Raw genomic sequence first — 21,428 nt, forward strand, 5'->3', positions numbered from 1 at the left:
GCCTGCCGTCGCATTGAAGGGACCAGGCAATGCATAGCACTTCTCTTGCGGAAGGGGTGGTGCCCGGGGGCGGAATCGAACCACCGACACGAGGATTTTCAATCCACTGCTCTACCCCTGAGCTACCCGGGCACGGGTGAACGCTTGCGTTCGGGTGGCGCTCTTCTAGACGCGCCCGCGGGGACTGTCCAGAGGCGAAATGCAGTTTTTTCAGTGCAGGTTGCGACCGGGTTCGTTTTCTTCGTCGGAGGCGGTTTCGGGCTCGTCTTCGGCGGCGGCCGGAATGCTGTAGCTTTCGGAGAGCCAACGGCCCAGATCGACGTCGGCGCAGCGTTTGGAGCAGAACGGCCGGTAGGCCCGGGCGCTCTCTTTCTTGCAGATCGGACAACTCATCGGCACAGCTCCGGATCGAGCGGCAGCCGCTCGCGTTTGCGCTGCAGTTCATAGAGCCCCATGCCGGTGAACCCCACCAGCGCCGTCTCGATTCCGTCGGCCCGGAACGCGGCGCGCAGCTGCTGCTCCAGCGGGCGGCGGTCTTTCTTGGGGAAGGGCGCGAGATCCAGAACGATCTGCCCGCCCAGCCCGCGGCAGCGAAGCTGGCGCGGCAGGGCGCGGATGGCTTCGAGGTTGGCCTTGAGGCCAGCGGCGGGCGTCGTGTCCGCGCCGGTGTTCACATCCACCGCCACCAGCGCACGGGTGGGCTCGACGAACATCGTCGCTCCACCCGGCAGATCGACCCGCGGCGAGGCCAGCGCCGCGACGGCTTCATGGGCATCGAAGCGATCCAGACCGCCGGCCGCGGTTTCCACGTGATCGGGCTCGGGCCAGTCACGCCAGGCCAGCATGTGGGGCGAGGGGCCATCGAGCAGAAGTTCTGGCGCGTCGCCCTCGGCATCGGCCAGAATCGCCTCCGCCGTGGCCCGCATGGAGGCGATGTCTTCCGCGATGTCGGCTTCCGGGCCGGTGGCGGCCGCGGTGCGCAGAATCAGCCCGTGGGGGCTGCCGTCCATCATCTCGTCGGCGAGGGCCTGAAGCTCCACCCTGCGTTCTTCGTCGCGGATCGCGCGGGAGATGTTGAGCCCCGGGGCATCGGGCGTGACGATGGCGTAGCGGCTCTTGAACAGAACCCTCTGGGTGACGGGGACGGCCTTGCCCGGCTCGGCGTAGCCGGTGACCTGAACGAGAATGGCCTGCCCGGCGGCAAGGCCCTTGGCCTGGCGCAGGAAGCCCGTGCCTTCGGGAAGGCGCACCATCACGCCCCCCTGCCCTTTCATGGGGCGCTCCACGATCGCGCGATAGATCGCGCCGGGCAGCGCCAACCCGGCGTCGGCCGGGGCGAAGAGGAAATCCTCCAGCCGGCCGTCCACGAGCCGCGCGGCCACCTCGCGGCCCTTCAGGTGGTCAAGGATGACGACACTGCCTTTCATGGCACTAGGCCTCGCTTTGCGTGTAGAGGGGATATCCGGCCGCCTGCAACAGGTTGGCCGTCTCGGCCACGGGCAGCCCAACGACGGCCGTGAAGGAGCCGCTGATCCACGGGATGAAGGCGCCCGCAGGGCCCTGGATCCCGTAGCCACCGGCTTTTCCGCGCCAGTCGCCGGAGGCGAGATAGGCGTTCAACTCGACATCGGACAGGCGCTTCATCTTCACCGCCGTCACCACGTCCTTCTGCCAGATGCGATCCCCGCGACGCAGGGCCACTGCGGTGATCACCTGGTGGCGGCGGCCGGCCAGTTTGACGAGGAACTCCGCAGCCTGCTTTTCATCTTCGGGCTTGCCGAGGATGCGGCGCCCGAGGGCGACGGTGGTATCGGCACAGAGGACGAGCTCGTCCTCCGCGAGTTCCACGGCGAGGGCCTTCTCCCGCGCCAGCCGGACGCAGTAGGGGCGAGGCAGTTCGCCGGGCAGAGGCGTTTCGTCGATGTCGGGGGGGCGGATCGAATCGGGCACGAGTCCGATCTGCGCCAGAAGCTCTTTCCGGCGCGGACTTCCAGAGCCCAGAACAAGCCGCATTGGCTTACTTGAAGCGATAGTTGATGCGACCTTTGGTGAGGTCATACGGCGTCATCGCGACCTGAACCTTGTCGCCCGCGAGCACGCGGATGCGGTTCTTGCGCATCTTGCCTGCCATATGCGCGATGATCTCATGGCCGTTCTCAAGCTCGACCCGGAATGTCGCATTTGGCAGGAGTTCCCTAACGACGCCCGGAAATTCGAGTTCTTCTTCCTTGGCCATGTGCACTCCTGAAATTGCACCCGCGGATTGCGGGCGCCCGTTAAATGCGCCGAAAGTCGCTGTGTTTCAAGGGGGCGCGGCACCGAATTGCAGAAAAGTGACGTGGGGGACGCGCCCTTGCTGCTCCGGCCAGTGGGAAAAGTTGCGCACCTGCCCCGCGCGCCGCACGTTGCGCACGGCCTCCAGGTCCACCTCGGCGTAGGTCCAGCCCGCCCGATCCATCGGCCCCTGCGTGATCACCCCATCGGGGGGAAACCCGTGATCCGGCGGGCCGTAGACCGCCGGCGCACCGTGGTTTTCATCCACCGCCGGGCACCAGTCCACCGCTCCGACCGTCACCGCCTGCACCACGATCATCTGGTTTTCCAGCGCGCGTGCCATGCAGCCGATGCGCACGCGGTGGTAGCCCATCGGGGCATCGGTGCAGGAGGGCACCAGCAGGATCTCGGCCCCGGCCTCGGCAAGGGCGCGCGCCAGCAGGGGAAACTCGCTGTCATAGCAGATCAGGATGCCGATTCGGCCCAGCGCGGTATCCACGATGGCCGGCCCTTCGCCGGGCCGCAGGCTCCAGCTTTCACGCTCGTATTGCGTCATGATCTGCTTGTCGGCATGGGCCTTCGCGCCGTCGGGGCGGTAGAAGCCGGCCCGATTGACATGGGTGCCGTGGCCGCCGTCCACCGGCGCGGAGGGGCCGAGGATGTGCACGCCATGTTCCCGTGCCAGACCGGAAAAGAGCGCGTCGGCCAGATCCCAGCGGGCGGCGGCAGCCTCGGTGCAGGCGGCCTGATCGCCCCGCACCGCCGGCCCCGCGAGGCTGGCCCATTCCATGCCGCCGTATTCCGGAAACACCAGCAGATCGGCCCCGTCCCCGGCGGCCTCCGCCACCCAGCGGCGGGCCTTTTCGGCCATCGCGTCAGGCCTGTCGAACCAGTCGATGGGATAGGCGGCGGTGGCGATCTTCACAGGGTGCGGCTCCATAGCTGCATCGGTTTCTCCGTCTGCCCGTCGTCGCCGATGTCCGTCCAGCTGTAGTGCGCGAAGGCCCCTTCGATCGGCGCATAGCCCCGCTTGCGCCAGAAACCGTCCAGCGGGCGGTAGCCCCGCGGTCGGGCGGGGTGATCCTCGGGGCGCACCACGGCGCAGAAGACGGCGTGCCTGCGCCCCAGCGCCCGCGCGTGGGCCTCGCGCGCATCGAAGAACGCATGGCCCAGCCCCTGCCCGCGAAACTCCGGCAACAGGACGGATTCGGCACAGTAGAAGCAGGTTTCAGGCGCGAGGCCGGCGGCGGCCAGCGGGGCGGCAAATTCCACCGCGTGATCCTCCATCGGCGTGCCCGTGGCCGCACCCACGACGCGCCCCTCCGAAATCGCGGCGACGACGACCGCGCCGGGGCTGGTTTCGTAGGTCGCGAGATAGCGGCGTTCGTAATCCTCGCTGCCGTCGTAGAGATAGGGAAATTCCGCAAATACGGTGATCCGCAGGCGCGCGAGGTCCGGCAAGGCATCGCGCAGGGCCGCGCCTTTCAGGATGCGGATCTCCGTCATCCTTTCCCGGCTCCGATCAGGGCCGCAAACCGCGTGCGGACCCGCTCCCGGATCTGGTCTCGGGTCTGGCGGTAGGCCGCGAGCTTCGCCTCCCGCGTTTCACCGAGGCCGGTGGGATCGAGCACCGGCCAGTATTCCACCTCGAGATGGGCGTAGCGCGTCAGTTCCAGCGCCATGCGCTGGCTGGCGGGGGACAGGGCCACGATGAGATCGTAGCCCGAGAGATCGTCCCCCCAGGCCTGCATCTCCTCGAAGGAGCGCGAGCGGTGGCGCGCGATCTCCACGCCGATCTCCTCGCAGACGGCGATGGCGAAGCCGTCGATCTCGAGGTCGTTCCGCACCCCGGCGGACTGCACGTAGATCGCCTGCCCGCAGAGCGCCTTGGTGATCCCTTCGGCCATCGGAGAGCGGACGGCGTTGTGATCGCAGCAGAAGAGAACGGAAGAAGGGATCTGCACGTCCCCCATGATCAGCGCCCGAAGTGCAGCACGCAGATCAGCGTGAACAAGCGGCGGGCGGTGTCGATGTCCACCTCCGCCTTGCCTTCGAGCCGCTCCTGAAGCACGCGGGCGCCTTCGTTGTGGATCCCGCGCCGGGCCATGTCGATGGCTTCGATCTGGCTGGGCGGAAGCTTCTTCACCGCGTCGAAGTAGCTTTTGCAGATCTGGAAGTAATCCTTCACCACCTGCCGGAACGGCCCGAGCGACATGTGGAAATCAACCACCTTCTCGCCCGCTTCGGTGGTGATCTCGAACACGAGGCGCCGCTCGCGGATCGCCAGCACGAGCCCGTAGGGCCCGGCGGGCACCTCCTGCCCCTCCCGGCCCGGAAGCGCGAAGCTGTTGTCTTCCAGCAGGTCGAAGATGGCGACCTTGCGCTCCTGTTCGATCTCGGGCGTGGGGGCCGGAAGGCCCGCGTCGTCGATCTCGACCCGGACAAGCTTGCTCATCGCCCTACCCTTCGTTCAGCGCATCGAGCCGCGCCCGGACGCTCAACCCGTGCGCTTCGAGGCTTTCGGAGATCGCCAACCGCTCCGCCGCCGGACCGATGGCGGCCAAGGCGCGGGGCGTCATGCGCGAAAGCGTCGTGCGTTTCATGAAATCCAGCACCGAAAGGCCGGAAGAGAAGCGCGCCGAACGCGCCGTGGGCAGCACGTGGTTCGGCCCGCCCACGTAATCGCCGATGGCCTCGGGCGTATAGGCTCCGATGAAGATCGCCCCCGCGTGGGTGATCTTGTCGGCATAGCTTTCGGCATCGGCAACGCAGAGCTCCAGATGCTCCGGCGCGATGCGGTCGGAAAGCTGCGCGGCCACGTCGAGATCCGGCACGGTGATGACCGCACCGAAATCCCGCCAGCTCGCGCCGGCGATGGCGCGGCGTTCGAGCGTTTCGAGGCGCTTCTCCACCGCGGCGGCCACGGCCTTGCCGAAATCGGCATCGTCGGTGATGAAGATGGACTGGGCGCTTTCGTCGTGCTCGGCCTGGCTCAGCAGGTCCACCGCGATCCAGTCCGGGTCGTTGTCCTTGTCGGCGATCACGAGGATCTCGCTCGGCCCGGCGATCATGTCGATCCCGACCTTGCCGAAGACACGTCGCTTGGCGGCGGCCACGAAGGCATTGCCGGGGCCGGTGATCTTGTCCACCGGGGCGATGGTTTCGGTGCCGTAGGCCAGCGCGGCCACGGCCTGCGCACCCCCGATGCGGTAGATTTCGTCCACCCCGGCGATCTGCGCGGCCAGCAGCACCAGCGGGTTGGTGACGCCATCGGGCGTGGGCACGACGATGGCCAGCCGCTCCACTCCGGCCACCTTGGCGGGAATGGCGTTCATCAGCACCGAAGACGGGTAGGACGCCAGCCCGCCCGGCACGTAGAGCCCGGCGGCCGAAACCGGCCCCCAGCGCCAGCCCAGCGTCGCGCCGGACGCATCCTCCCACTGGGCATCCTCGGGCAGCTGACGCTGGTGGTAGGCGCGGATCCGCTCCGCGGCCAGTTCCAGCGCGGCGCGCTCCTCGGGCGAGACCTTGGCGCATTCCGCCGCGATCTCCTCGGGAGTGAAGGCCAGCGTGTCGGGGGTGAGCGCGAGCCGGTCGAACTTCTCGGTGAGTTCGATCACCGCCGCATCCCCGCGGGTGCGGACATCGGCGATGATCTCGGCCACCACGGAATCCACATCCGGCGAATCCTCCCGCTTGGTGGTCAGGAAGGCAGCGAAATCGGCCTCGAAAGAGGCATCGGAAGCATTCAGGAACAGGGGCACTGGATCAATCCGGGTGGTGGGGCGCGGCCCGCGAGGGCGCGATGTAAGGGCGCGTGACATCCTTCAGCGTGGCTTCGAGGCATTCGACATGAAGCCGGATCGCGCCATCGCCGGCAAGCGTCAGCTCCACGAAGCCCTCGGCGTCCTCGCCCGGCGTCCAGTCGATCGACAGCAGCGAAAGAACCGTGTCGGCATCGCCGCGCCGGACACCCTGGCTCTGCACGCTGAGAACCGAATCGAACGCCAGCACCGATTGCACGCGCTCGTAGGGGCGGCGGCGCTTCTCGGCGTTGGGCTGATCCTCCCAGCGGAACCGGTTCAGAAGCAGCGCGAAGCGGCGCTCCTTCGGCTGCCACGTCATCTCGGAGGCCGGGAAGACCGCGTCCTGCGTCAGGGTGGCCAGAACCTGCAGATCCTCGGCATCCAGCGCCTTCAGGTGCAGCGGCGCTTCTCCGCCGTCTTCGAAACGGGCATCTTCCTGCATCAGCCGGATATCCTTTCGATCAGCGCCCCGCAGGCGCGCAGTTTCTCTTCCACTCGTTCGTAGCCGCGATCAAGGTGATACACGCGGGACACCACGGTCTCGCCTTCCGCGGCCAGGCCGGCGAGGATCAGCGAAACCGAGGCCCGCAGATCCGTGGCCATCACCGGCGCGCCCTTCAGGCGCTCCACGCCGGTGACCGTGGCATGGCCGCCGTGCACGTCGATCCTGGCCCCCATGCGGATCAGCTCCGGGGCATGCATGAAGCGGTTCTCGAAGATCTTTTCTTCCAGCACGCTTGTGCCGTCGGCGGTGCAGAGCAGCGCCATCATCTGCGCCTGCAGGTCGGTCGGGAAGCCGGGGAAGGGCTCGGTCGTCACGTCCACCGCCTTCACGCGATCCCCGCGGCGGGAGACCTTCAGGCCGCGCTCGGTTTCCTCGATGTTCACGCCGGCGGCGTCGAGCTTCTCGCAGAAGGCACCGACGAGATCGATCCGCCCGCCCAGGAGCTCCACCTCGCCGCCGGTGATGACCGGCGCCAGCATGTAGGTGCCCAGTTCGATGCGGTCCGTCACCACCGGGTGAGTCGCGCCGTGCAGACGGTCCACGCCCTGGATGGTGATGGTCGAGGTGCCCTCGCCTTCGATCTGCGCGCCCATCTTCTTGAGGCAGTGCGCGAGATCCACGATCTCGGGCTCCCGCGCGGCATTGCGGATCTCGGTCGTGCCCTTGGCCAGCGTCGCCGCCATGAGCGCGTTCTCGGTGGCACCGACGGAGACGAAGGGGAATTCCACGATCCCGCCCTTCAGCCCGCCCGGCGCCTTGGCGTGCACGTAGCCTTCCTTCAGCTCCAGCTCTGCCCCCATGGCCTCCAGCGCCTTGAGGTGCAGATCCACCGGGCGCGCGCCGATGGCGCAGCCGCCGGGCAGGGACACCACCGCATGGCCGAAGCGCGCCAGCAGCGGGCCAAGAACGAGGATCGACGCGCGCATCTTGCGCACGATGTCATACTCGGCCTTCTGGTTGTTAACGTCATGGCTGGACAGCGCCAGCACCTGGCCGTCCTGCAGGCTGCTCACCTCGGATCCAAGCGATTGCAGCAGCGCCGTCATCGTCTTGATGTCGGAAAGCCGCGGCGCATTGGTCAGGGTCAGCGGCTCCTCGCTCAGCAGCGTGGCCGGCATGAGCGTGAGGCAGGCATTCTTCGCCCCCGCGATCGGAATGGTGCCATTGAGCGGGCCATTGCCCGTGACGACGATCGAATCCATGTGACTGCCCTACCTAGTCCGCCTTGTCCTGCGGGGAACCGGAAGCCTTCCGGGCCCGCGCCTGTGCCTTGCGCTTCTGCATGTTTGCCTTCAACGCCGCTTTGAGCCGCTCTTCACGGCTCTGCTTGGCGGCCGGTGCGGCCTTTTTTTGCGAAGGTTTTTCCATGCACTCTCTGTAGCGCAGCACCTGCGAGGGGTCCAGAGAGCGCAGGCCCCGCGCACCGGCGAAAACGCAACGGCTTTCACCGCTCCGCCGGCCGCGTGCGATTTCTTGCAAAAAGGCGCTTGCACCCCCTGCGGCGAACCATTAAAGACCCGCCTCACACGGCATGCTGCTGTAGCTCAGAGGTAGAGCACTCCCTTGGTAAGGGAGAGGTCGAGAGTTCAATTCTCTCCAGCAGCACCACTTCCCCTCCGAAGAATTGATACGGTACCGCGTCCCGGCGCTTGGTGAGCGGTTTGTCCGGTTTTGCCTGGAAGCAAGGCGCTCCCAAGGCGGGCGGAAGGCCTCAGGTCACCCGCGCGCGGACCTGGTATTTCGGATCCTGCCACAGCCCCTCGGTCATGACCTCGCCGATGATCTCCGCCGCGCGGACGACATCCGATTCCTCCAGGTAGAGCGGCGTGAAGCCGAAGCGCATGATGTCGGGCGTGCGGAAATCGCCGATGACCCCGCGCGCGATCAGGGCCTGCATCGCAGCGTATCCCTCGTCGAAGGCGAAGGAGACCTGCGAACCGCGGGCCTGCGGGTCGCGCGGCGAGGCCAGCCGCAGCTGCGGGCAACGGGATTCGACCTCTGTAATGAACCGTTCCGACAGGCGGATGGAGGCGGCGCGCAGATCGCCCATGTCCACCCCCTCCCAGGCATCCAGCGCGTGATCGAGGATCGCAAGCTGGACGATCGGCGGCGTGCCCACGCGCAGACGCTCCGTGCTCATCGCCGGGCGGTAACCCAGTTCCATCGCGAAGGGCGCATCATGGCCCAGCCAGCCCGCCAGCGCGGGCTGGACGTGATCGATGATGTCGGGGCGGGCGTAGATGAAGGCCGGGGCGCCGGGGCCGCCGTTGAGATACTTGTAGGAACAGCCCACCGCGAATTCCGCCTCGCTGGCGGCGATCTCCAGCGGCAGGGCGCCGGCGCTGTGGGCCAGATCCCAGATCATCACCGCGCCGGCGTCATGGGCGGCCCTGGTGATGGCCTCCATGTCGTGCAGGCGGCCGGTGCGGTAGTCCACGTGGGTCAGCATCACGACGGCCACTTCGTCGGTGATCGCATCGATGACTGCCTCGGGCTCGGCCAGACGCAGCTCGTGCCCCTTGCCGATGGTGCCGATCAGCCCCTGGGCCATGTAGAGATCGGAGGGGAAATTGCCCGTGTCCGACAGCACCACCCGCCGCCCGGGCGCCATGCGCAGCGCCGCCGCCAGCGCCTGGTAGACCTTGATCGACAGCGTATCCCCCGTGGCGACCGAACCGGCGGGCGCCCCGATGAGCCGGGCGATGCGATCGCCGACGCGGGCGGGCATGGCCATCCAGCCAGCGGTGTTCCACGCCTTGATGAGCTGCTGCCCCCACTCCTGCCGCAACACCTGGCCGACACGTGCCTCCGCGCCCCGCGGCAGCGGCCCGAGAGAATTGCCGTCGAGGTAGATCACGCCTTCGGGGAGATCGAAGAAATCCTTGCGCGGCAGGGCAGATGGCATCTTGGGGCTCCGGGTGTTTGTCTTGCCTGAGGGCAGTCTTGGCAAAACCGGCGCCGAGGGGCAAAACTTTCCTGCCTCCGGCGGGGATATTTGGGGAACAAAGTGGGCGCTACTCGGACCAGCGGGTGAGCGCGGCTTCGTCTTCGTCGCGGCTTTCCACCCATTGCGCGCCGTTCGCGGTGACTTCCTTCTTCCAGAAGGGGGCCCGCGATTTCAGGTAGTCCATCAGGAATTCGGCCGCGGCGAAGGCATCGACGCGGTGCGGCGCGGCCGTGGCGACCATCATGATCATGTCGCCCGGTTCGAGGACTCCGTGCCGGTGGATAACGAGCACATCCTTGAGCGCCCAGCGCTCCTGCGCCTGCCGCGCGATGGCCTCGATCGCCTTCTCCGTCATGCCCGGATAGTGCTCGATCTCCATCCGGTCCAGATCGCCGCGCGCCAGATCGCGCACGATGCCGGTGAAGGTGACCACGGCCCCCGCATCCTTGCGGCCTGCCGCGAAGGCATTGGCCTCGGCGCCGAAATCGAAGGCTGCGCTCTGGACACGGACCTTCATCTCAGCCGCCCGTCATCGGCGGGAAGAAGGCGACCTCGCGCACACCGGCGAGCGGGGCGTCGAAATCGGTGAGCTCCTGGTCCACCGCCACACGCAGGGCGGTGGTATCCGCGAAAGCCGCCGCGTAGCGCTCTTCGCGCGCCTTCAGCTCGTCCACTAGTTCCGCCACCGTGGCGGCCTCGGTTTCGACCTTCTCCTTCGGCAGGCCGATGCGTTCGCGCACCCAGGCAAAATACATCACGTCGATCATTGGTGTTCTCCGTCCTGCAGGAAGGGTAGCGCCTTCGAGAAATAATCCCAGCCCGTGATCGCGGTCAGCACGGCGGCGAGCCAGAGCAGGGCGATGCCGAGATAGGCCGTGGCCTGCACCGCCGTGACCTTCCAGCCGATGCCCAGCGTGTCGGGCGAGGAGCCTTCCAGGACGGCGGTGACGGTGGCCTCGTCCATGCCGAAGGTCTGCATGCCGAGGTAGTGTTCGAACAGGGCGCGGGCGAAGAGCACCGATATCGCCACCATCTGCACGGTGGTCTTCCATTTCGCGAGTTTCGTGACCTTGAGCAGCTTGGCCTCCGCGCCGAGGAACTCCCGCAGGCCGGAGACGAAGACCTCGCGGAACACGATGAGCACGCAGGGCACGAGCACCAGCCAGTTCAGCCCGGAAAGCGCTGCCAGCACCATGATGGCGATGACGACCATCGCCTTGTCGGCGATCGGATCCAGCATGGCGCCGAAGCGGCTTTCCTGCTTCCAGGCGCGGGCGAGGTAGCCGTCCACCCAATCGGTGAGCGAGGCGCCGATGAAGAGCAGGAGCGCGATCCATTCGGCGTAGGGCGCGGAAAGGCCGAGGAAAACGAGCCCCAGCGCGGGGGCGGCCAGCAGGCGCAGGACGGTCAGGATGTTGGGCAGGTTCCAGGTCATGGGCAAAGCTTTAGCGCGTCAGGACTTCTCATGGAAGAAGTCATAGATGGTTTCGGCCAGCGCATCGGAGACCCCCTCCACGGCCTTCAGATCCGACAACCCGGCGCGGCTCACCGCCTTGGCCGAACCGAAGTGCGCCAGAAGCGCGCGCTTGCGGGTGGGGCCGACGCCGGGGATGTCATCCAGCGGCGTGGCGGAAACGGCCTTGGCGCGCTTCGCGCGATGGGTGCCGATGGCGAAGCGGTGGGCTTCGTCGCGCAGGCGCTGGATGAAATAGAGCACCGGATCGTTGTGGCGAAGCGCGAAGGGGCGCGCACCGGGGCGGTGGAATTCCTCCTTGCCGGCGTCGCGGTCCACGCCCTTGGCCACGCCCACCATCGGCACGTCCTCCACGCCCAGTTCCGCCATGATCCCGGCCACGGCTGAGACCTGCCCGGCGCCGCCGTCGATCAGCAAGAGATCGGGCCAGGTGCCGGAGGTGCGGTCCGGATCCTCCTTCAGCAGGCGCTTGAAACGGCGGGTGAGCACCTCTTTCATCATCCCGAAGTCATCGCCGGGCGTCAGGTCATCGCCCCTGATGTTGAACTTGCGATACTGGTTCTTCAGAAAGCCTTCCGGCCCGGCGACGATCATCGCGCCGACGGCATTGGTGCCCTGGATGTGGGAGTTGTCGTAGACCTCGATGCGCCGGGGCGGGCCGTCGAGGCCGAAGGCCTCCGCAAGCCCTTTCAGAAGTTTCCCCTGCGTTGCGGTCTCGCTCATCTTGCGGGCGAGGCTTTCGCGGGCGTTGCGCAGCGCGCCGGCCACCAGTTCGGCCTTCTCGCCACGTTGCGGCACCATGATCTCGACCTTGCGGCCGGCCTTCTCCGAAAGGGCTTCGGCCAGCAGTTCCCGATCCTCGATGTCGTCGGAGAGCAGGATCTGCCGCGGCGGCGTCTTGCCGTCGTAGAACTGGCCGAGGAAGGCCTGCAGCACCTCGGGCGCCTCCGCGCCGGCGCCGGTGGCCGGGTAGTAATCCTTGTTGCCCCAGTTCTGGTTGGCCCGGATGAAGAAGACCTGCACGCAGGCCTGGCCGCTTTCCATGTGCAGGGCCACGATGTCGGCCTCGGCGACGCCGCGCGGGTTGATGCCCTGCGCCGTCTGGACCTGCGTCAGCGCCTGGATGCGGTCGCGCAGCGCGGCGGCGCGCTCGAATTCCATCGCATCCGAGGCTGCCTGCATCTGGGCGGCCAGTTCCTCCTGCACCCGGGTGCTGCGGCCTTGCAGGAAGCGCTCGGCATCCTTGACGAGCGCACCGTAATCCTTCTCCGAGATCAGCCCCACGCAGGGGCCGGCGCAGCGCTTGATCTGGTAGAGCAGGCAGGGGCGCGTGCGGCTCTCGAAGGTGGCATCGGTGCAGTTGCGCAGCAGGAAGACCTTCTGGAGCTGGTTGAGAGTGCGGTTTACCGCCCCGGCCGAGGCGAAGGGCCCATAGTACTCGCCCTTCTCCGCCTTGCGGCCCCGGTGTTTCTTGATCTGGGGGAAGGCGTGGTTCTTGGAAACGAGGATGTTGGGAAAGCTTTTGTCGTCCCGCAGCAGCACGTTGTACTTGGGCTTGAGCTGCTTGATCAGGTTCTGCTCCAGCAGCAGCGCCTCGGTTTCCGTGCGCGTGGTGAGGAACATCATCGAGGCGGTTTCGCTGATCATCCGCAGGATCCGCCCGCTGTGGCCGTGGGGGTTGGCGTAGTTGGATACCCGCTTGCGCAGCGCGCGCGCCTTGCCCACGTAGAGCACCCGCCCCTGCGCATCCAGCATGCGGTAGACGCCGGGAGAATTGTCCAATGTCTTGAGCAGGCTGTGGATCAGCGCGTGGCCGGTGAGCGGCCGTTCTTCGGATAGCTCGTCGCTCATGCTGCACCTGCCCGTGATTCTTGCCCGGGCTGCAATTTAATCACGCCCCCGGCAAGAGGGAAGCTTTCCACGGAATCTGGGGATAACTCTGGTGACAAGTTACTGAGCGGCGCGAAAAACCCAATATTTCCTGCCAATTCTTTGAGATGCTGAAAAAATAGGCAGCTCCCCATCTATTTGATTTTTATGCAAATTTTTTACTATCACTTGCAACTGCCTGAAAACATTAAGATTTTCTAACAGTTCTGTAACAGCCCCGTGATCGGTGCAAAACTTTCGCCGCCGGCAGGCCTACGCAGGCGCGTTTCCCCCTGTTTCAGCCCCTATTCGGGCCCCTGCACGTCAGGCGTGCGCCAAGCCAGATGCTGCCCGCCATCGGTGCAGATGAGCTGCCCCGTGACCCCCGGCGCATCGAGGAAATACCCGAGCGCGCCCGTCACGTCTTCGGGATTGGAGCCCCGCCCGAGCACCGTGGCCGCACGCTGGTTTGCGAAATGCGCCTCGCTCTGGCGCGCGCCCTTCAGCGTCGGCCCCGGGCCGATCGCGTTGACCCGGACATCGGGCGCCAGCGCGCGCGCGGCCGTCTGGGTAAAGGCCCACAAGCCCATCTTGGCGATGGTGTAGGTCATGAATTCCGGCGTCAGCTTGCGGACCCGTTGATCCAGCATGTTGACCACGAGGGAAGAGGCCAGCGGCTCGCCGCGTTCATCCCGCCCCGCCGCGGGGGCCTGCGCGGCAAGCGCCTGCGTCAGCACGAAGGGCGCGCGCAGGTTGCTCTGCAGGTGGCGATCCCAGCTTTCGCGGGTGGCGGTGTGGATGTTGTCGTAGTCGAAGACGCTGGCGTTGTTCACGAGGCAGGTCACCGGCCCTTCGAAGGCCGCCACGACGCGGGGAAACAGACCGTCGATGCCTTCATCCTGCACCAGATCGGCCTGGAATGCCTCCGCCCTGCGACCCATGGCGCGGATCTCGCCGACCACTTCGAGCGCTTCGGCTTCCGATCCCTGGTAGTGGACGGCCACGTCGAACCCCCGCTTCGCCAGGTAGAGCGCCATCGCCCGGCCCAACCGCCGTGCCGCACCCGTCACCAATGCCGTCTGCGCCATGCCCAATCCTCCAAGGTTTTGCGGCGGGGTCAGATGAATACGAACCGCCCCACGTAGGCAAGGTATAGTGCCGTCAGCAGAAATCCCCAGCCGCGTGTGATGTCGATCCTGCAGAAAACGAAAGGCGCCAGCAGCACCGAGGCGCCGAGCATGACCCAGAGATCGAAATGCAGCAGGCCCCGCGCCACCGGCAGCGGGCCGACGAGCGAGGTGATCCCCATGATCGCGAGCAGGTTGAACATGTTGGAGCCGATGACGTTGCCCAGCGCCACGTCCGCCTGCCTGCGCAGCGCCGCCATCACGGTGGTGGCAAGCTCCGGCAACGAGGTGCCCAGCGCCACCAGCGTCAGCCCGATGACCGTCTCCGGCACGCCGAAGGTGCGGGCGAGGTTTTCCGCCCCTTCCACGAGGAGTTCGGCCCCCAGCGGCAGGCCGATGAGGCCGAGCACGATGTAGATCGTGATCTTGGTGCCGGACATCTCCGGGTCCGCGCCCTCGACCTCTTCTTCATCCTCCGAGAGCGCGCAGCCCGAACCGTTCGCCCGATGGCTCATCGCCGCGCGGAAGGTGTCGCCGAGAATCAGGCCGAGGCCCGCCAGCAGGATGAGCCCGTGCCACCATGTCAGCGGCCCGAGGAAACAGAGCGCGATGAACACGAGGCTCGCGGCGATCATGAACAGGTAGTTGCGGCGGGAGTCGCATTCACTGGTATGCATCGGCGCCAGAAGCGCCGGCAGGCCCAGAACGAGCAGGATGTTGGCCGTGTTGGAGCCGATCACGTTGCCCAGCGCAATGCCGGGCACGTCTTCCAGCACGGCGCCCACCGAGATCAACAATTCCGGCGCCGAGGTGCCGAAAGCCACGATGGTGAGGCTCACGATGAGCGCGGGAACGCCCAGCCTCAGACTGAGATTCACTGCCCCACGCACCAGAGCATCTCCCCCCAGCAGGAGAATGACGAGGCCTACGGCCACATATAGCCAATCCATTACTTACGCCTTTCCATGGCCACAACCGCACGGGCCGCGCCCCAGTTTGTACCGGCCGCAACCTGGGCATCTGCGGCTGGCGAGTTTGTTCTGCCCCGGAAACCGGAGCTTGCCGAACATGGCGAGGATCACCATGCCGATCAGGAAGAATGTGACGATCTTGACCACGGCCTAGAGCCCGAAGCGTGCGAAATGCGCACGTTCCTCGATGCCGTCAAGGGCATCGGTTGCGATCTGTGCGCCGAAGCGGCGCAGCAACGGCCGCTTGGGGCCGTAGGTCAGGAATTTCACCTTGTCTCCGAAACGTTCCTTCATCTTCGGGGCCAGATGGCCGATGCCATCGATCAGCCCCAGTTCCACGGCCTTGCGGCCGAGCCAGACTTCGCCGGTGAACAGATCCACGCCTTCCGGCAGCTTGCCGCCCCGGCGCGCGATGATCTGGGCCTTGAAGGTGTCGTGCAGCTGTTCCAGCAGGGCGTTCAGCCGGGCCACGTCCTTCGGGTCTTCCGGGCGGAAGGGGTCGAGCATCGATTTGTTCTCGCCGGCGGTGTGCACGCGCCGGTCGATCCCCTGCCGCTTCATCCAGACATCCAGCCCGAACCCCGCCGAAATGACGCCGATGGAACCCACGATGGAGCTTTCATCCGCCCAAATCTCATCGGCCGCGGAAGCGATCCAGTAGCCGCCGGAGGCGGCCACGTCTTCCACGAAAGCGATGGCGGGGATGCCGTGTTCTTCAGAGAGCCTGCGGATGCGCGCTCCGATCAGGGAGCTTTGCACCGGCGATCCGCCGGGCGAGTTGAGCACCAGCGCCACGGCCTTGGGCCTGCCCTTCCGGAAGGCGCGTTCGAGCACCGGGCCGATGGTCTCGTCATTCAGGGACGCACCGCGCCCGTTGGCGGAGATCACGCCGGCAAGGCGAACGACCGCAACCTTCGGCGGGGATTTGAACGAGGGGATCCAGCACTTCATGGAGGCTCATGTAGAGCCGCCCCCTGCCCACAACAAGGAGGGGGCGAAAATGCTGTGCCACTGTTGCGGCTCTGCCCAAGGGCGAAGCCCCCTTGAAAACAAGGGGGCCAGGCGGCCTTGGGCGCCTACGCCGCGCTCAGTAGACGAGCGTGCCTTCGATCGCGCGCTTCCAGGCCTTGTATTTGCGGCTGCGCACACCACCGGGCATTTCCGGCGTGAACCGCTTCTCCCGCGCCCATGTGGCCCCGAAGCCCGCCTGATCGGGGTAGACCCCGGCATTCTTGCCCGCGATCCAGGCCACGCCCAGCGCCGTGGTTTCAAGGATCGTCGGGCGGTCCACCGTGGCGTCCAGGATGTCGGCGAGGAACTGCATCGTCCAATCGCTGGCCGACATGCCGCCGTCCACCCGCAGAACCTTCCCGAGGCCGGCATCGCCGCTGTCGGCCCGCATGGCTTCGAGCAGGTCACGCGTCTGGTATCCCACGCTTTCCAGCGTGGCACGGGCGAATTCCGCCGGGCCGGTGTTGCGCGTGAGCCCGAAGATGGCGCCGCGGCTGTCGGCGTTCCAGTAGGGGGCGCCGAGACCGGTGAAGGCCGGCACGAGGATCACCTCCTGGCTGTCGTCGGCGTTTTCCGCCAGCGGGGCGGTATCGGCGGCGCTCTCGATCACCTTCAGCCCGTCGCGCAGCCATTGCACGGCCGCGCCGGCGATGAAGATCGAGCCTTCCAGCGCGTAGGTCGGCTTGCCGCCGAATTGATAGGCGATGGTGCCCAGCATCCGGTGCTTGCTTTCCACCAGCGTATCGCCCGTGTTCAGAAGGGCGAAGCAGCCGGTGCCGTAGGTGGATTTCATCATCCCCGGCTCGAAACAGGCCTGCCCCACGGTGGCCGCCTGCTGATCGCCCGCCACGCCCAGAATGCGCACCGGGGCACCCAGGATCTCGGGCAGGGTCTCGCCGAAATCGCCGTCGGTGTCGCGCACTTCGGGCAGCATCGACATCGGCACGCCGAGGGCGGCGCAGATCTCGTCGTCCCAGCGGCCTTCGCGGATGTTGTAGAGCATCGTGCGCGCGGCGTTGGTGGCGTCGGTGGCATGGACGGTCCCGCCGGTGAGCTTCCAGATCAGGTAGCAGTCCACCGTGCCGAACAGCAGCTCGCCCGCCTCGGCCTTCGCCCGCGCACCCTCGACGTTTTCGAGGATCCAGCGCACCTTGGTGGCCGAGAAATAGGGATCGAGCAGCAGGCCCGTCTTGTGCGTCACCATCGGCTCGTGCCCGGCCTCTCGCATCTCGGCGCAATAGGCCGAGGTGCGGCGATCCTGCCAGACGATTGCGTTGTAGACGGGCTCACCTGTGGCCTTGTCCCAGACAACGGTGGTTTCGCGCTGGTTGGTAATGCCGATGGCGGCGATATCGCCGGCCGAAGCGCCCTGCTTCTCCAGAACCGCCCGCGCGGTGCGCTGCACCGTCTCCCACAGGTCCGAGGGCGCATGTTCGACCCAGCCCGACTGCGGGAAATGCTGGGTGAACTCCTCCTGCGCCACGGCGGCGATCTTCATCTCGCCGTCAAACAGGATCGCGCGCGAGGACGTGGTGCCCTGATCGATCGCCATTACATAGGTCATGAAACCTCCCCCGATGTCATTCGTTTCCCTGCACCTTCGGCGTTGCGCCTCGGGTGATCAAGCCTTCCCCGCCAGCTGCGCGGCCATCCACGCCTCCACGGCGGCGGCTTCCTCGGCGGACAGCCTCAGGCCCAGCTTGCCGCGCCGCCAGAGCACGTCCTCTGCGGTGCGGGCGTATTCCTTTTCCATCAGCCAGCGCAGTTCGGCCTCGGTGAGCGTCGCACCGAAATCGCGGCCCAGATCGCCGGCCTCCCGTGCGGAGCCGAGGATGGCGCGGGTTTCGGTGCCGTAGGCCTTCACCATCCGGCGCAGCCACGCCGGGGTGAGGAAGGGATATTCCGCCGCGAGATCGGCGTGCAGCTTGCCAAGATCCCCATAGGCAAAATCGCCGCCGGGCAGAGGCACGCCGGCCGTCCAGTCGCCCTTGTCGTTGCCGAGGCGGGGCGCGAGCTTGGCCATCGCGGCCTCGGCGAGCTTGCGGTAGGTGGTGATCTTGCCCCCGAACACGTTCAGGAGCGGCGCGCCGGGCGCCTCGTCCATCGAGAGCACGTATTCCCGCGTCGCCGCCGTGGCGGAGCTGGCGCCGTCATCATAGAGCGGGCGCACGCCGGAGTAGGTCCAGACGATCTGGTCGGTGGTGATCGGCTGCTTGAAATACTTCGACGCGAAGGCGCAGAGATACGCCTGCTCCTCGGGCGTGCAGACGGGCTTGGCGTCCAGATCCTCGTGGTCGGCGTCGGTGGTGCCGATCAGGGTGAAATCCTCTTCGTAGGGAATGGCGAAGATGATGCGCCCGTCTTCTCCTTGAAAGAAGTAGCAGCGGTCGTGATCGTAGAGCTTGGGCACCACGATGTGCGAGCCCCGCACGAGCCGGATGCTTTCGCCGGTGTTGCGGCGCAGCTTGCCCGTCATCACGTCCTCTACCCACGGCCCGCCGGCATTCACGATGGCGCGCGCCCGGTATTCGGCCTCTTCGCCGGTCTCGGTGTTCCGGGTGCGGATCTTCCAGAGATCGCCTTCCCGCTCCGCCGAAAGCATCTTGGTGCGCGGCAGGATCTCGGCCCCGCGCGCCTCGGCGTCGCGGGCGTTCAGGATCACGAGGCGGGCGTCCTGCACCCAGCAATCGGAGTATTCCCAGGCGGTGGAGAACTTTGGCTGCAGCGGCGCGCCTGCCGGGTCGGTCTCGAGGTTCACCTTCCGCGTGGCGGGCAGGATCTTGCGGCCGCCCATCGTGTCATACATCGCCAGCCCCAGCCGGATCAGCCATGCCGGGCGGCGGCCCTTCATCCACGGCATCACCGTGGAGAGCAGGCGCGAGGTGGGCGTGTCGCTCTCGAACCGCATATCCGGCGAGTAGGGAAGAACGAAGCGCATCGGCCAGCTGATGTGCGGCATTGCCGTGAGCAGGACTTCGCGCTCGATCAGCGCTTCGCGCACGAGCCGGAACTCGAAGAATTCGAGGTAGCGCAGCCCGCCGTGGAACAGCTTGGTGGAGGCCGAGGACGTGGCCGAGGCCAGATCGTTCATCTCGACGAGCCGCACCGAAAGCCCGCGGCCGGCCGCATCCCGCGCGATGCCGCAGCCGTTGATGCCGCCCCCGATGATGAAGAGGTCCGTCGTCTCGCTCATGATCCGCGCTCCTGCCGCAAAGGAAGATGCGCGCATCATTACTATGTTCGCTTTTGCGCGTAAACGAAGAATTTAGCGCCTAATCGAAAATCAACACAGGGCGAGATCAACAGAGAGCAAGATCAACACAGGGCAGCGGCCATCACGTCGCGCACGCGCTCGGCATTGCTGGCGGCGAGGCTTCCATCCGCGTTCCAGAGCGAGTTTTCAAAGCCCACCCGGGCTTTCCCGCCCAGCCGCATGGCGGCGCGCAGGCAGGCGGTCTCCTGAGGGCCGAAGGCGCAGAGCGCCCAGTCCGGCGCAATCCCGTGCCGGGCGAAGGCGGCGGTGAAGCCGGCGATCGCCGCCGGGTCGCTGCCGGCCGCGCCGGTGTAGCGGCCCAGAACGCAGATCAGTTGCAGGGCGGGATCCCGGAACAGCCCGGCGGGCAGGATGCGGGCCAGCAGGTCCAGCTCCGCCGGATCGTAGAGGATGTGCTGCACCGCGATTCCCGCCTCGTGGCAGGTCACGTAGAAAGCCGGCGCCGCCCGCGCCGCCTCTCCCACCGTCATCTCGGCGATGGACACCGAAACGGCCCGCGCTCCGCTTTCGAGCGCCACGCGCCGCTGGTGATCCGCACGGTAGCGGCCCGCAGCCTCGGTTGTGATCTGCACAAAGAAGCCCGGCATCGCCGCCTCGAATGCGGCGAGCGCCTCCCGGTAGGCCCCCGCATCCAGCAGGTGACGCCCTTCGGCATCGCGCAGATGCAGGTGCAGCCCGTCGGCCCCGGCCTCACGGCAGGCGCGGGCCTCGGCCATGATCTCATCCAGCGTGATCGGCAGGGCCGGATGATCGGCCTTGCCGCGCCGCGCCCCCGTGGGCGCAACCATCAATCTTGGCAACATGGTTTCAGAGCACCGCTTTCAGGGCCGTTTCGAGCTTGCCGACGACCTCGCCCACATGCGCGGACTCCATGATGAAGGGCGGGGCCAGCAGGATGTGGTCGCCCGTCCGCCCGTCGATGGTGCCGCCCATCGGGTAGCAGATGAGCCCCGCATCGAATGCCGCGGCCTTGATCTTCTTGTTCAGCCCCAGCCTGGGATCGAACGGCGCCTTGGTGGCACGGTCCTCCACCAGTTCCAGCCCGAGGAACAGGCCGCGCCCGCGGATGTCGCCCACGTGGGGATGCTGGCCGAAGCGCGCTTCGAGCGCGGCCTTCAGTTCGGCCCCGCGCGCAGCGCATTGCGCCACCAGCCCGCCGTCGGTGAGCTTCGTCACCACCGCCAGCGCCGCGGCGCAGGCGGTGGGGTGCGCCATGTAGGTGTGCCCGTGCTGGAAGAAGCCCGAACCATCGCGGATCGCCGCGAAGATCGTATTCGAGCAGAGCATGGCACCGATCGGTTGGTAGCCGGCCCCAAGCCCCTTGGCGATGGCCAGGATGTCGGGCCGCACGCCCTCCTGCTCGCAGGCGAAGAGCGTGCCGGTGCGCCCCATGCCGCACATCACCTCGTCGAGGATCAGCAGCACGCCATGGGCATCGCAGATCTCGCGCACGCGCTTGAAATAGCCCTCGACCGGCGGCACAGCGCCTGCCGTGGCCCCCACCACGGGCTCGGCAACGAAGGCCATGACCGTTTCCGGCCCCAGCCGCTGAATCTCGGCCTCAAGCTCGTTGGCCACGCGCTGGCCGTAGTCAAAGGCGCTCTCGCCTTCTTCCCGGCCCCGGTATTCATAGCAGGGCGAGATATGGGTGGTGTTGATCATCAGCGGCGCGAAGGGCGCCCGCCGCCACATGTTGCCGCCCGTCGCCAGCGCGCCGAGCGTGTTGCCGTGATAGCTCTGCCGCCGCGCGATGATGTTCACGCGCTCCGGTTGGCCGATCTCCAGGAAATACTGCCGCGCCAGCTTCAGCGCCGCCTCCATCGCCTCCGATCCGCCCGAGACGAGATAGACGTGCTCGATGCCCTCCGGCGCGTGTTCGACCAGCTTGTCGGCCAGCGCCTCGGCGGGCCGGGACGTGAAGAAACCGGTGTGGGCGAAGGCCACCTGGTCCAGCTGCGCCTTGATGGCCGCCGTAACGTCCGGATCGGAATGCCCGAGGCAGGAGACGGCCGCGCCGCCGGATCCGTCGAAATAGCTTTTCCCCGAATCATCGATGAGATAAACGCCCTCGCCGTGGGAAATCACCGGCAGGGAGGCTTTGCAGCTGCGTCCGAAAACATGGGACATATCAGGATCCTACTCCCAGAACCCCTGTAAACATGTGCAACGG

25 protein-coding genes and 2 tRNA genes are annotated in these 21,428 nt (G+C 66.8%); 1 reads left to right on the forward strand and 26 read right to left on the reverse strand.

Going from position 1 to position 21,428, the window contains the following annotated elements; all coding sequences use genetic code 11:
• Positions 1-57 precede the first annotated feature (57 nt).
• The 13 genes from PSA7680_RS13545 to PSA7680_RS18735 form a co-directional block, all read right to left on the reverse strand.
• Positions 58-132 (reverse strand) — tRNA-Phe (locus PSA7680_RS13545).
• A gap of 78 nt (positions 133-210) precedes the next feature.
• Entirely contained in the window at positions 211-393 is a 183-nt protein-coding gene (locus PSA7680_RS13550) for a DNA gyrase inhibitor YacG (RefSeq protein WP_085869257.1), read from the reverse strand.
• Complete coding sequence (locus tag PSA7680_RS13555) at positions 390-1,427, reverse strand: ribonuclease E/G (protein ID WP_085869258.1); 1,038 nt, start codon at positions 1,425-1,427, stop codon at positions 390-392. The genes PSA7680_RS13550 and PSA7680_RS13555 overlap by 4 nt, the downstream gene beginning before the upstream one ends.
• A 4-nt stretch (positions 1,428-1,431) precedes the next feature.
• Positions 1,432-2,013, reverse strand: a complete 582-nt coding sequence (locus PSA7680_RS13560; protein WP_085869259.1) for a Maf family protein — start codon at positions 2,011-2,013, stop codon at positions 1,432-1,434.
• A 4-nt stretch (positions 2,014-2,017) separates the two neighbouring features.
• Positions 2,018-2,236 carry a translation initiation factor IF-1 gene (gene infA / locus PSA7680_RS13565; protein ID WP_039004513.1) on the reverse strand — a complete coding sequence of 73 codons (219 nt, stop codon included), beginning with the start codon at positions 2,234-2,236 and terminating at the stop codon, positions 2,018-2,020.
• A 66-nt stretch (positions 2,237-2,302) separates the two neighbouring features.
• Complete coding sequence (locus PSA7680_RS13570; protein WP_085869296.1) at positions 2,303-3,199, reverse strand: carbon-nitrogen hydrolase family protein; 897 nt, start codon at positions 3,197-3,199, stop codon at positions 2,303-2,305.
• The gene (locus tag PSA7680_RS13575) at positions 3,196-3,780 is read right to left on the reverse strand and encodes a GNAT family N-acetyltransferase (RefSeq protein ID WP_085869260.1); all 585 of its coding nucleotides are present in this window, start codon (positions 3,778-3,780) and stop codon (positions 3,196-3,198) included. Before PSA7680_RS13575 ends, PSA7680_RS13570 begins: the two co-directional genes overlap by 4 nt.
• Positions 3,777-4,247: an arsenate-mycothiol transferase ArsC gene (locus tag PSA7680_RS13580; protein WP_085869261.1), complete on the reverse strand. Its 471-nt coding sequence runs from the start codon at positions 4,245-4,247 to the stop codon at positions 3,777-3,779. Before PSA7680_RS13580 ends, PSA7680_RS13575 begins: the two co-directional genes overlap by 4 nt.
• Positions 4,248-4,249: 2 nt before the next feature.
• Positions 4,250-4,729 carry a UPF0262 family protein gene (locus PSA7680_RS13585; RefSeq protein WP_085869262.1) on the reverse strand — a complete coding sequence of 160 codons (480 nt, stop codon included), beginning with the start codon at positions 4,727-4,729 and terminating at the stop codon, positions 4,250-4,252.
• A gap of 4 nt (positions 4,730-4,733) precedes the next feature.
• Positions 4,734-6,038, reverse strand: a complete 1,305-nt coding sequence (gene hisD / locus PSA7680_RS13590) for a histidinol dehydrogenase (protein ID WP_085869263.1) — start codon at positions 6,036-6,038, stop codon at positions 4,734-4,736.
• Between the two features lie 4 nt (positions 6,039-6,042).
• The gene (locus PSA7680_RS13595) at positions 6,043-6,522 is read right to left on the reverse strand and encodes a DUF2948 family protein (RefSeq protein WP_085869264.1); all 480 of its coding nucleotides are present in this window, start codon (positions 6,520-6,522) and stop codon (positions 6,043-6,045) included.
• Positions 6,522-7,787, reverse strand: coding sequence for a UDP-N-acetylglucosamine 1-carboxyvinyltransferase (gene murA / locus PSA7680_RS13600; RefSeq protein ID WP_085869265.1), 1,266 nt, complete (start codon positions 7,785-7,787; stop codon positions 6,522-6,524). Before murA ends, PSA7680_RS13595 begins: the two co-directional genes overlap by 1 nt.
• Before the next feature lie 13 nt (positions 7,788-7,800).
• On the reverse strand, positions 7,801-7,953 hold the full coding sequence (locus PSA7680_RS18735) for a hypothetical protein (protein WP_176244143.1): 153 nt from the start codon (positions 7,951-7,953) through the stop codon (positions 7,801-7,803).
• Positions 7,954-8,118: 165 nt separating this feature from the next.
• On the opposite strand from PSA7680_RS18735, the gene PSA7680_RS13610 reads away from it, so the two are divergent.
• Positions 8,119-8,193 (forward strand) — tRNA-Thr (locus tag PSA7680_RS13610).
• A gap of 103 nt (positions 8,194-8,296) precedes the next feature.
• Here the strand turns inward: PSA7680_RS13610 and kynU are convergent.
• The 13 genes from kynU to PSA7680_RS13670 all read right to left on the reverse strand — a co-directional run bounded on the left by kynU (position 8,297) and on the right by PSA7680_RS13670 (position 21,385).
• Entirely contained in the window at positions 8,297-9,490 is a 1,194-nt protein-coding gene (gene kynU / locus PSA7680_RS13615; RefSeq protein ID WP_085869267.1) for a kynureninase, read from the reverse strand.
• A gap of 109 nt (positions 9,491-9,599) precedes the next feature.
• Positions 9,600-10,049, reverse strand: a complete 450-nt coding sequence (locus PSA7680_RS13620; protein ID WP_085869268.1) for a molybdenum cofactor biosynthesis protein MoaE — start codon at positions 10,047-10,049, stop codon at positions 9,600-9,602.
• 1 nt (position 10,050) lies between these two features.
• Positions 10,051-10,299, reverse strand: a complete 249-nt coding sequence (gene moaD, locus PSA7680_RS13625; RefSeq protein WP_139838659.1) for a molybdopterin converting factor subunit 1 — start codon at positions 10,297-10,299, stop codon at positions 10,051-10,053.
• The gene (pgsA, locus tag PSA7680_RS13630) at positions 10,296-10,967 is read right to left on the reverse strand and encodes a CDP-diacylglycerol--glycerol-3-phosphate 3-phosphatidyltransferase (RefSeq protein WP_085869269.1); all 672 of its coding nucleotides are present in this window, start codon (positions 10,965-10,967) and stop codon (positions 10,296-10,298) included. Before pgsA ends, moaD begins: the two co-directional genes overlap by 4 nt.
• Positions 10,968-10,985: 18 nt before the next feature.
• Positions 10,986-12,857, reverse strand: coding sequence for an excinuclease ABC subunit UvrC (gene uvrC, locus PSA7680_RS13635; protein WP_085869270.1), 1,872 nt, complete (start codon positions 12,855-12,857; stop codon positions 10,986-10,988).
• Between the two features lie 323 nt (positions 12,858-13,180).
• A complete protein-coding gene (locus PSA7680_RS13640) occupies positions 13,181-13,963 on the reverse strand; it encodes an SDR family oxidoreductase (protein WP_085869271.1) in 783 nt (260 codons plus the stop codon).
• Between the two features lie 29 nt (positions 13,964-13,992).
• Complete coding sequence (locus tag PSA7680_RS13645) at positions 13,993-14,952, reverse strand: calcium/sodium antiporter (RefSeq protein ID WP_085869272.1); 960 nt, start codon at positions 14,950-14,952, stop codon at positions 13,993-13,995.
• 3 nt (positions 14,953-14,955) lie between these two features.
• Positions 14,956-15,120 carry a hypothetical protein gene (locus PSA7680_RS18740; protein WP_176244141.1) on the reverse strand — a complete coding sequence of 55 codons (165 nt, stop codon included), beginning with the start codon at positions 15,118-15,120 and terminating at the stop codon, positions 14,956-14,958.
• Between the two features lie 3 nt (positions 15,121-15,123).
• Complete coding sequence (locus PSA7680_RS13650) at positions 15,124-15,924, reverse strand: S49 family peptidase (RefSeq protein WP_085869273.1); 801 nt, start codon at positions 15,922-15,924, stop codon at positions 15,124-15,126.
• A gap of 136 nt (positions 15,925-16,060) precedes the next feature.
• Positions 16,061-17,548, reverse strand: coding sequence for a glycerol kinase GlpK (gene glpK, locus PSA7680_RS13655; RefSeq protein ID WP_085869274.1), 1,488 nt, complete (start codon positions 17,546-17,548; stop codon positions 16,061-16,063).
• A 57-nt stretch (positions 17,549-17,605) separates the two neighbouring features.
• Positions 17,606-19,177: a glycerol-3-phosphate dehydrogenase gene (gene glpD / locus PSA7680_RS13660; RefSeq protein WP_085869275.1), complete on the reverse strand. Its 1,572-nt coding sequence runs from the start codon at positions 19,175-19,177 to the stop codon at positions 17,606-17,608.
• A gap of 122 nt (positions 19,178-19,299) precedes the next feature.
• Positions 19,300-20,046 carry a beta-keto acid cleavage family enzyme gene (locus tag PSA7680_RS13665; RefSeq protein WP_085869276.1) on the reverse strand — a complete coding sequence of 249 codons (747 nt, stop codon included), beginning with the start codon at positions 20,044-20,046 and terminating at the stop codon, positions 19,300-19,302.
• Between the two features lie 19 nt (positions 20,047-20,065).
• Positions 20,066-21,385, reverse strand: coding sequence for an aspartate aminotransferase family protein (locus PSA7680_RS13670; RefSeq protein ID WP_085869277.1), 1,320 nt, complete (start codon positions 21,383-21,385; stop codon positions 20,066-20,068).
• Positions 21,386-21,428: the final 43 nt, after the last annotated feature.

This window comes from Pseudoruegeria aquimaris, from assembly GCF_900172235.1.
Lineage (GTDB): Bacteria > Pseudomonadota > Alphaproteobacteria > Rhodobacterales > Rhodobacteraceae > Pseudoruegeria > Pseudoruegeria aquimaris.

Excerpts from the sequence above, each read along its gene's own strand:
- PSA7680_RS13550 (WP_085869257.1), bottom strand. The coding sequence starts at position 393 with ATGAGTTGTCCGATCTGCAAGAAAGAGAGCGCCCGGGCCTACCGGCCG.
- PSA7680_RS13555 (WP_085869258.1), bottom strand. The coding sequence starts at position 1,427 with ATGAAAGGCAGTGTCGTCATCCTTGACCACCTGAAGGGCCGCGAGGTG.
- PSA7680_RS13560 (WP_085869259.1), bottom strand. The coding sequence starts at position 2,013 with ATGCGGCTTGTTCTGGGCTCTGGAAGTCCGCGCCGGAAAGAGCTTCTG.
- infA (WP_039004513.1), bottom strand. The coding sequence starts at position 2,236 with ATGGCCAAGGAAGAAGAACTCGAATTTCCGGGCGTCGTTAGGGAACTC.
- PSA7680_RS13575 (WP_085869260.1), bottom strand. The coding sequence starts at position 3,780 with ATGACGGAGATCCGCATCCTGAAAGGCGCGGCCCTGCGCGATGCCTTG.
- PSA7680_RS13580 (WP_085869261.1), bottom strand. The coding sequence starts at position 4,247 with ATGGGGGACGTGCAGATCCCTTCTTCCGTTCTCTTCTGCTGCGATCAC.
- PSA7680_RS13585 (WP_085869262.1), bottom strand. The coding sequence starts at position 4,729 with ATGAGCAAGCTTGTCCGGGTCGAGATCGACGACGCGGGCCTTCCGGCC.
- PSA7680_RS13595 (WP_085869264.1), bottom strand. The coding sequence starts at position 6,522 with ATGCAGGAAGATGCCCGTTTCGAAGACGGCGGAGAAGCGCCGCTGCAC.
- murA (WP_085869265.1), bottom strand. The coding sequence starts at position 7,787 with ATGGATTCGATCGTCGTCACGGGCAATGGCCCGCTCAATGGCACCATT.
- PSA7680_RS18735 (WP_176244143.1), bottom strand. The coding sequence starts at position 7,953 with ATGGAAAAACCTTCGCAAAAAAAGGCCGCACCGGCCGCCAAGCAGAGC.
- kynU (WP_085869267.1), bottom strand. The coding sequence starts at position 9,490 with ATGCCATCTGCCCTGCCGCGCAAGGATTTCTTCGATCTCCCCGAAGGC.
- PSA7680_RS13620 (WP_085869268.1), bottom strand. The coding sequence starts at position 10,049 with ATGAAGGTCCGTGTCCAGAGCGCAGCCTTCGATTTCGGCGCCGAGGCC.
- moaD (WP_139838659.1), bottom strand. The coding sequence starts at position 10,299 with ATGATCGACGTGATGTATTTTGCCTGGGTGCGCGAACGCATCGGCCTG.
- pgsA (WP_085869269.1), bottom strand. The coding sequence starts at position 10,967 with ATGACCTGGAACCTGCCCAACATCCTGACCGTCCTGCGCCTGCTGGCC.
- uvrC (WP_085869270.1), bottom strand. The coding sequence starts at position 12,857 with ATGAGCGACGAGCTATCCGAAGAACGGCCGCTCACCGGCCACGCGCTG.
- PSA7680_RS13640 (WP_085869271.1), bottom strand. The coding sequence starts at position 13,963 with ATGGCGCAGACGGCATTGGTGACGGGTGCGGCACGGCGGTTGGGCCGG.
- PSA7680_RS13645 (WP_085869272.1), bottom strand. The coding sequence starts at position 14,952 with ATGGATTGGCTATATGTGGCCGTAGGCCTCGTCATTCTCCTGCTGGGG.
- PSA7680_RS13650 (WP_085869273.1), bottom strand. The coding sequence starts at position 15,924 with ATGAAGTGCTGGATCCCCTCGTTCAAATCCCCGCCGAAGGTTGCGGTC.
- glpK (WP_085869274.1), bottom strand. The coding sequence starts at position 17,548 with ATGACCTATGTAATGGCGATCGATCAGGGCACCACGTCCTCGCGCGCG.
- glpD (WP_085869275.1), bottom strand. The coding sequence starts at position 19,177 with ATGAGCGAGACGACGGACCTCTTCATCATCGGGGGCGGCATCAACGGC.
- PSA7680_RS13665 (WP_085869276.1), bottom strand. The coding sequence starts at position 20,046 with ATGGTTGCGCCCACGGGGGCGCGGCGCGGCAAGGCCGATCATCCGGCC.
- PSA7680_RS13670 (WP_085869277.1), bottom strand. The coding sequence starts at position 21,385 with ATGTCCCATGTTTTCGGACGCAGCTGCAAAGCCTCCCTGCCGGTGATT.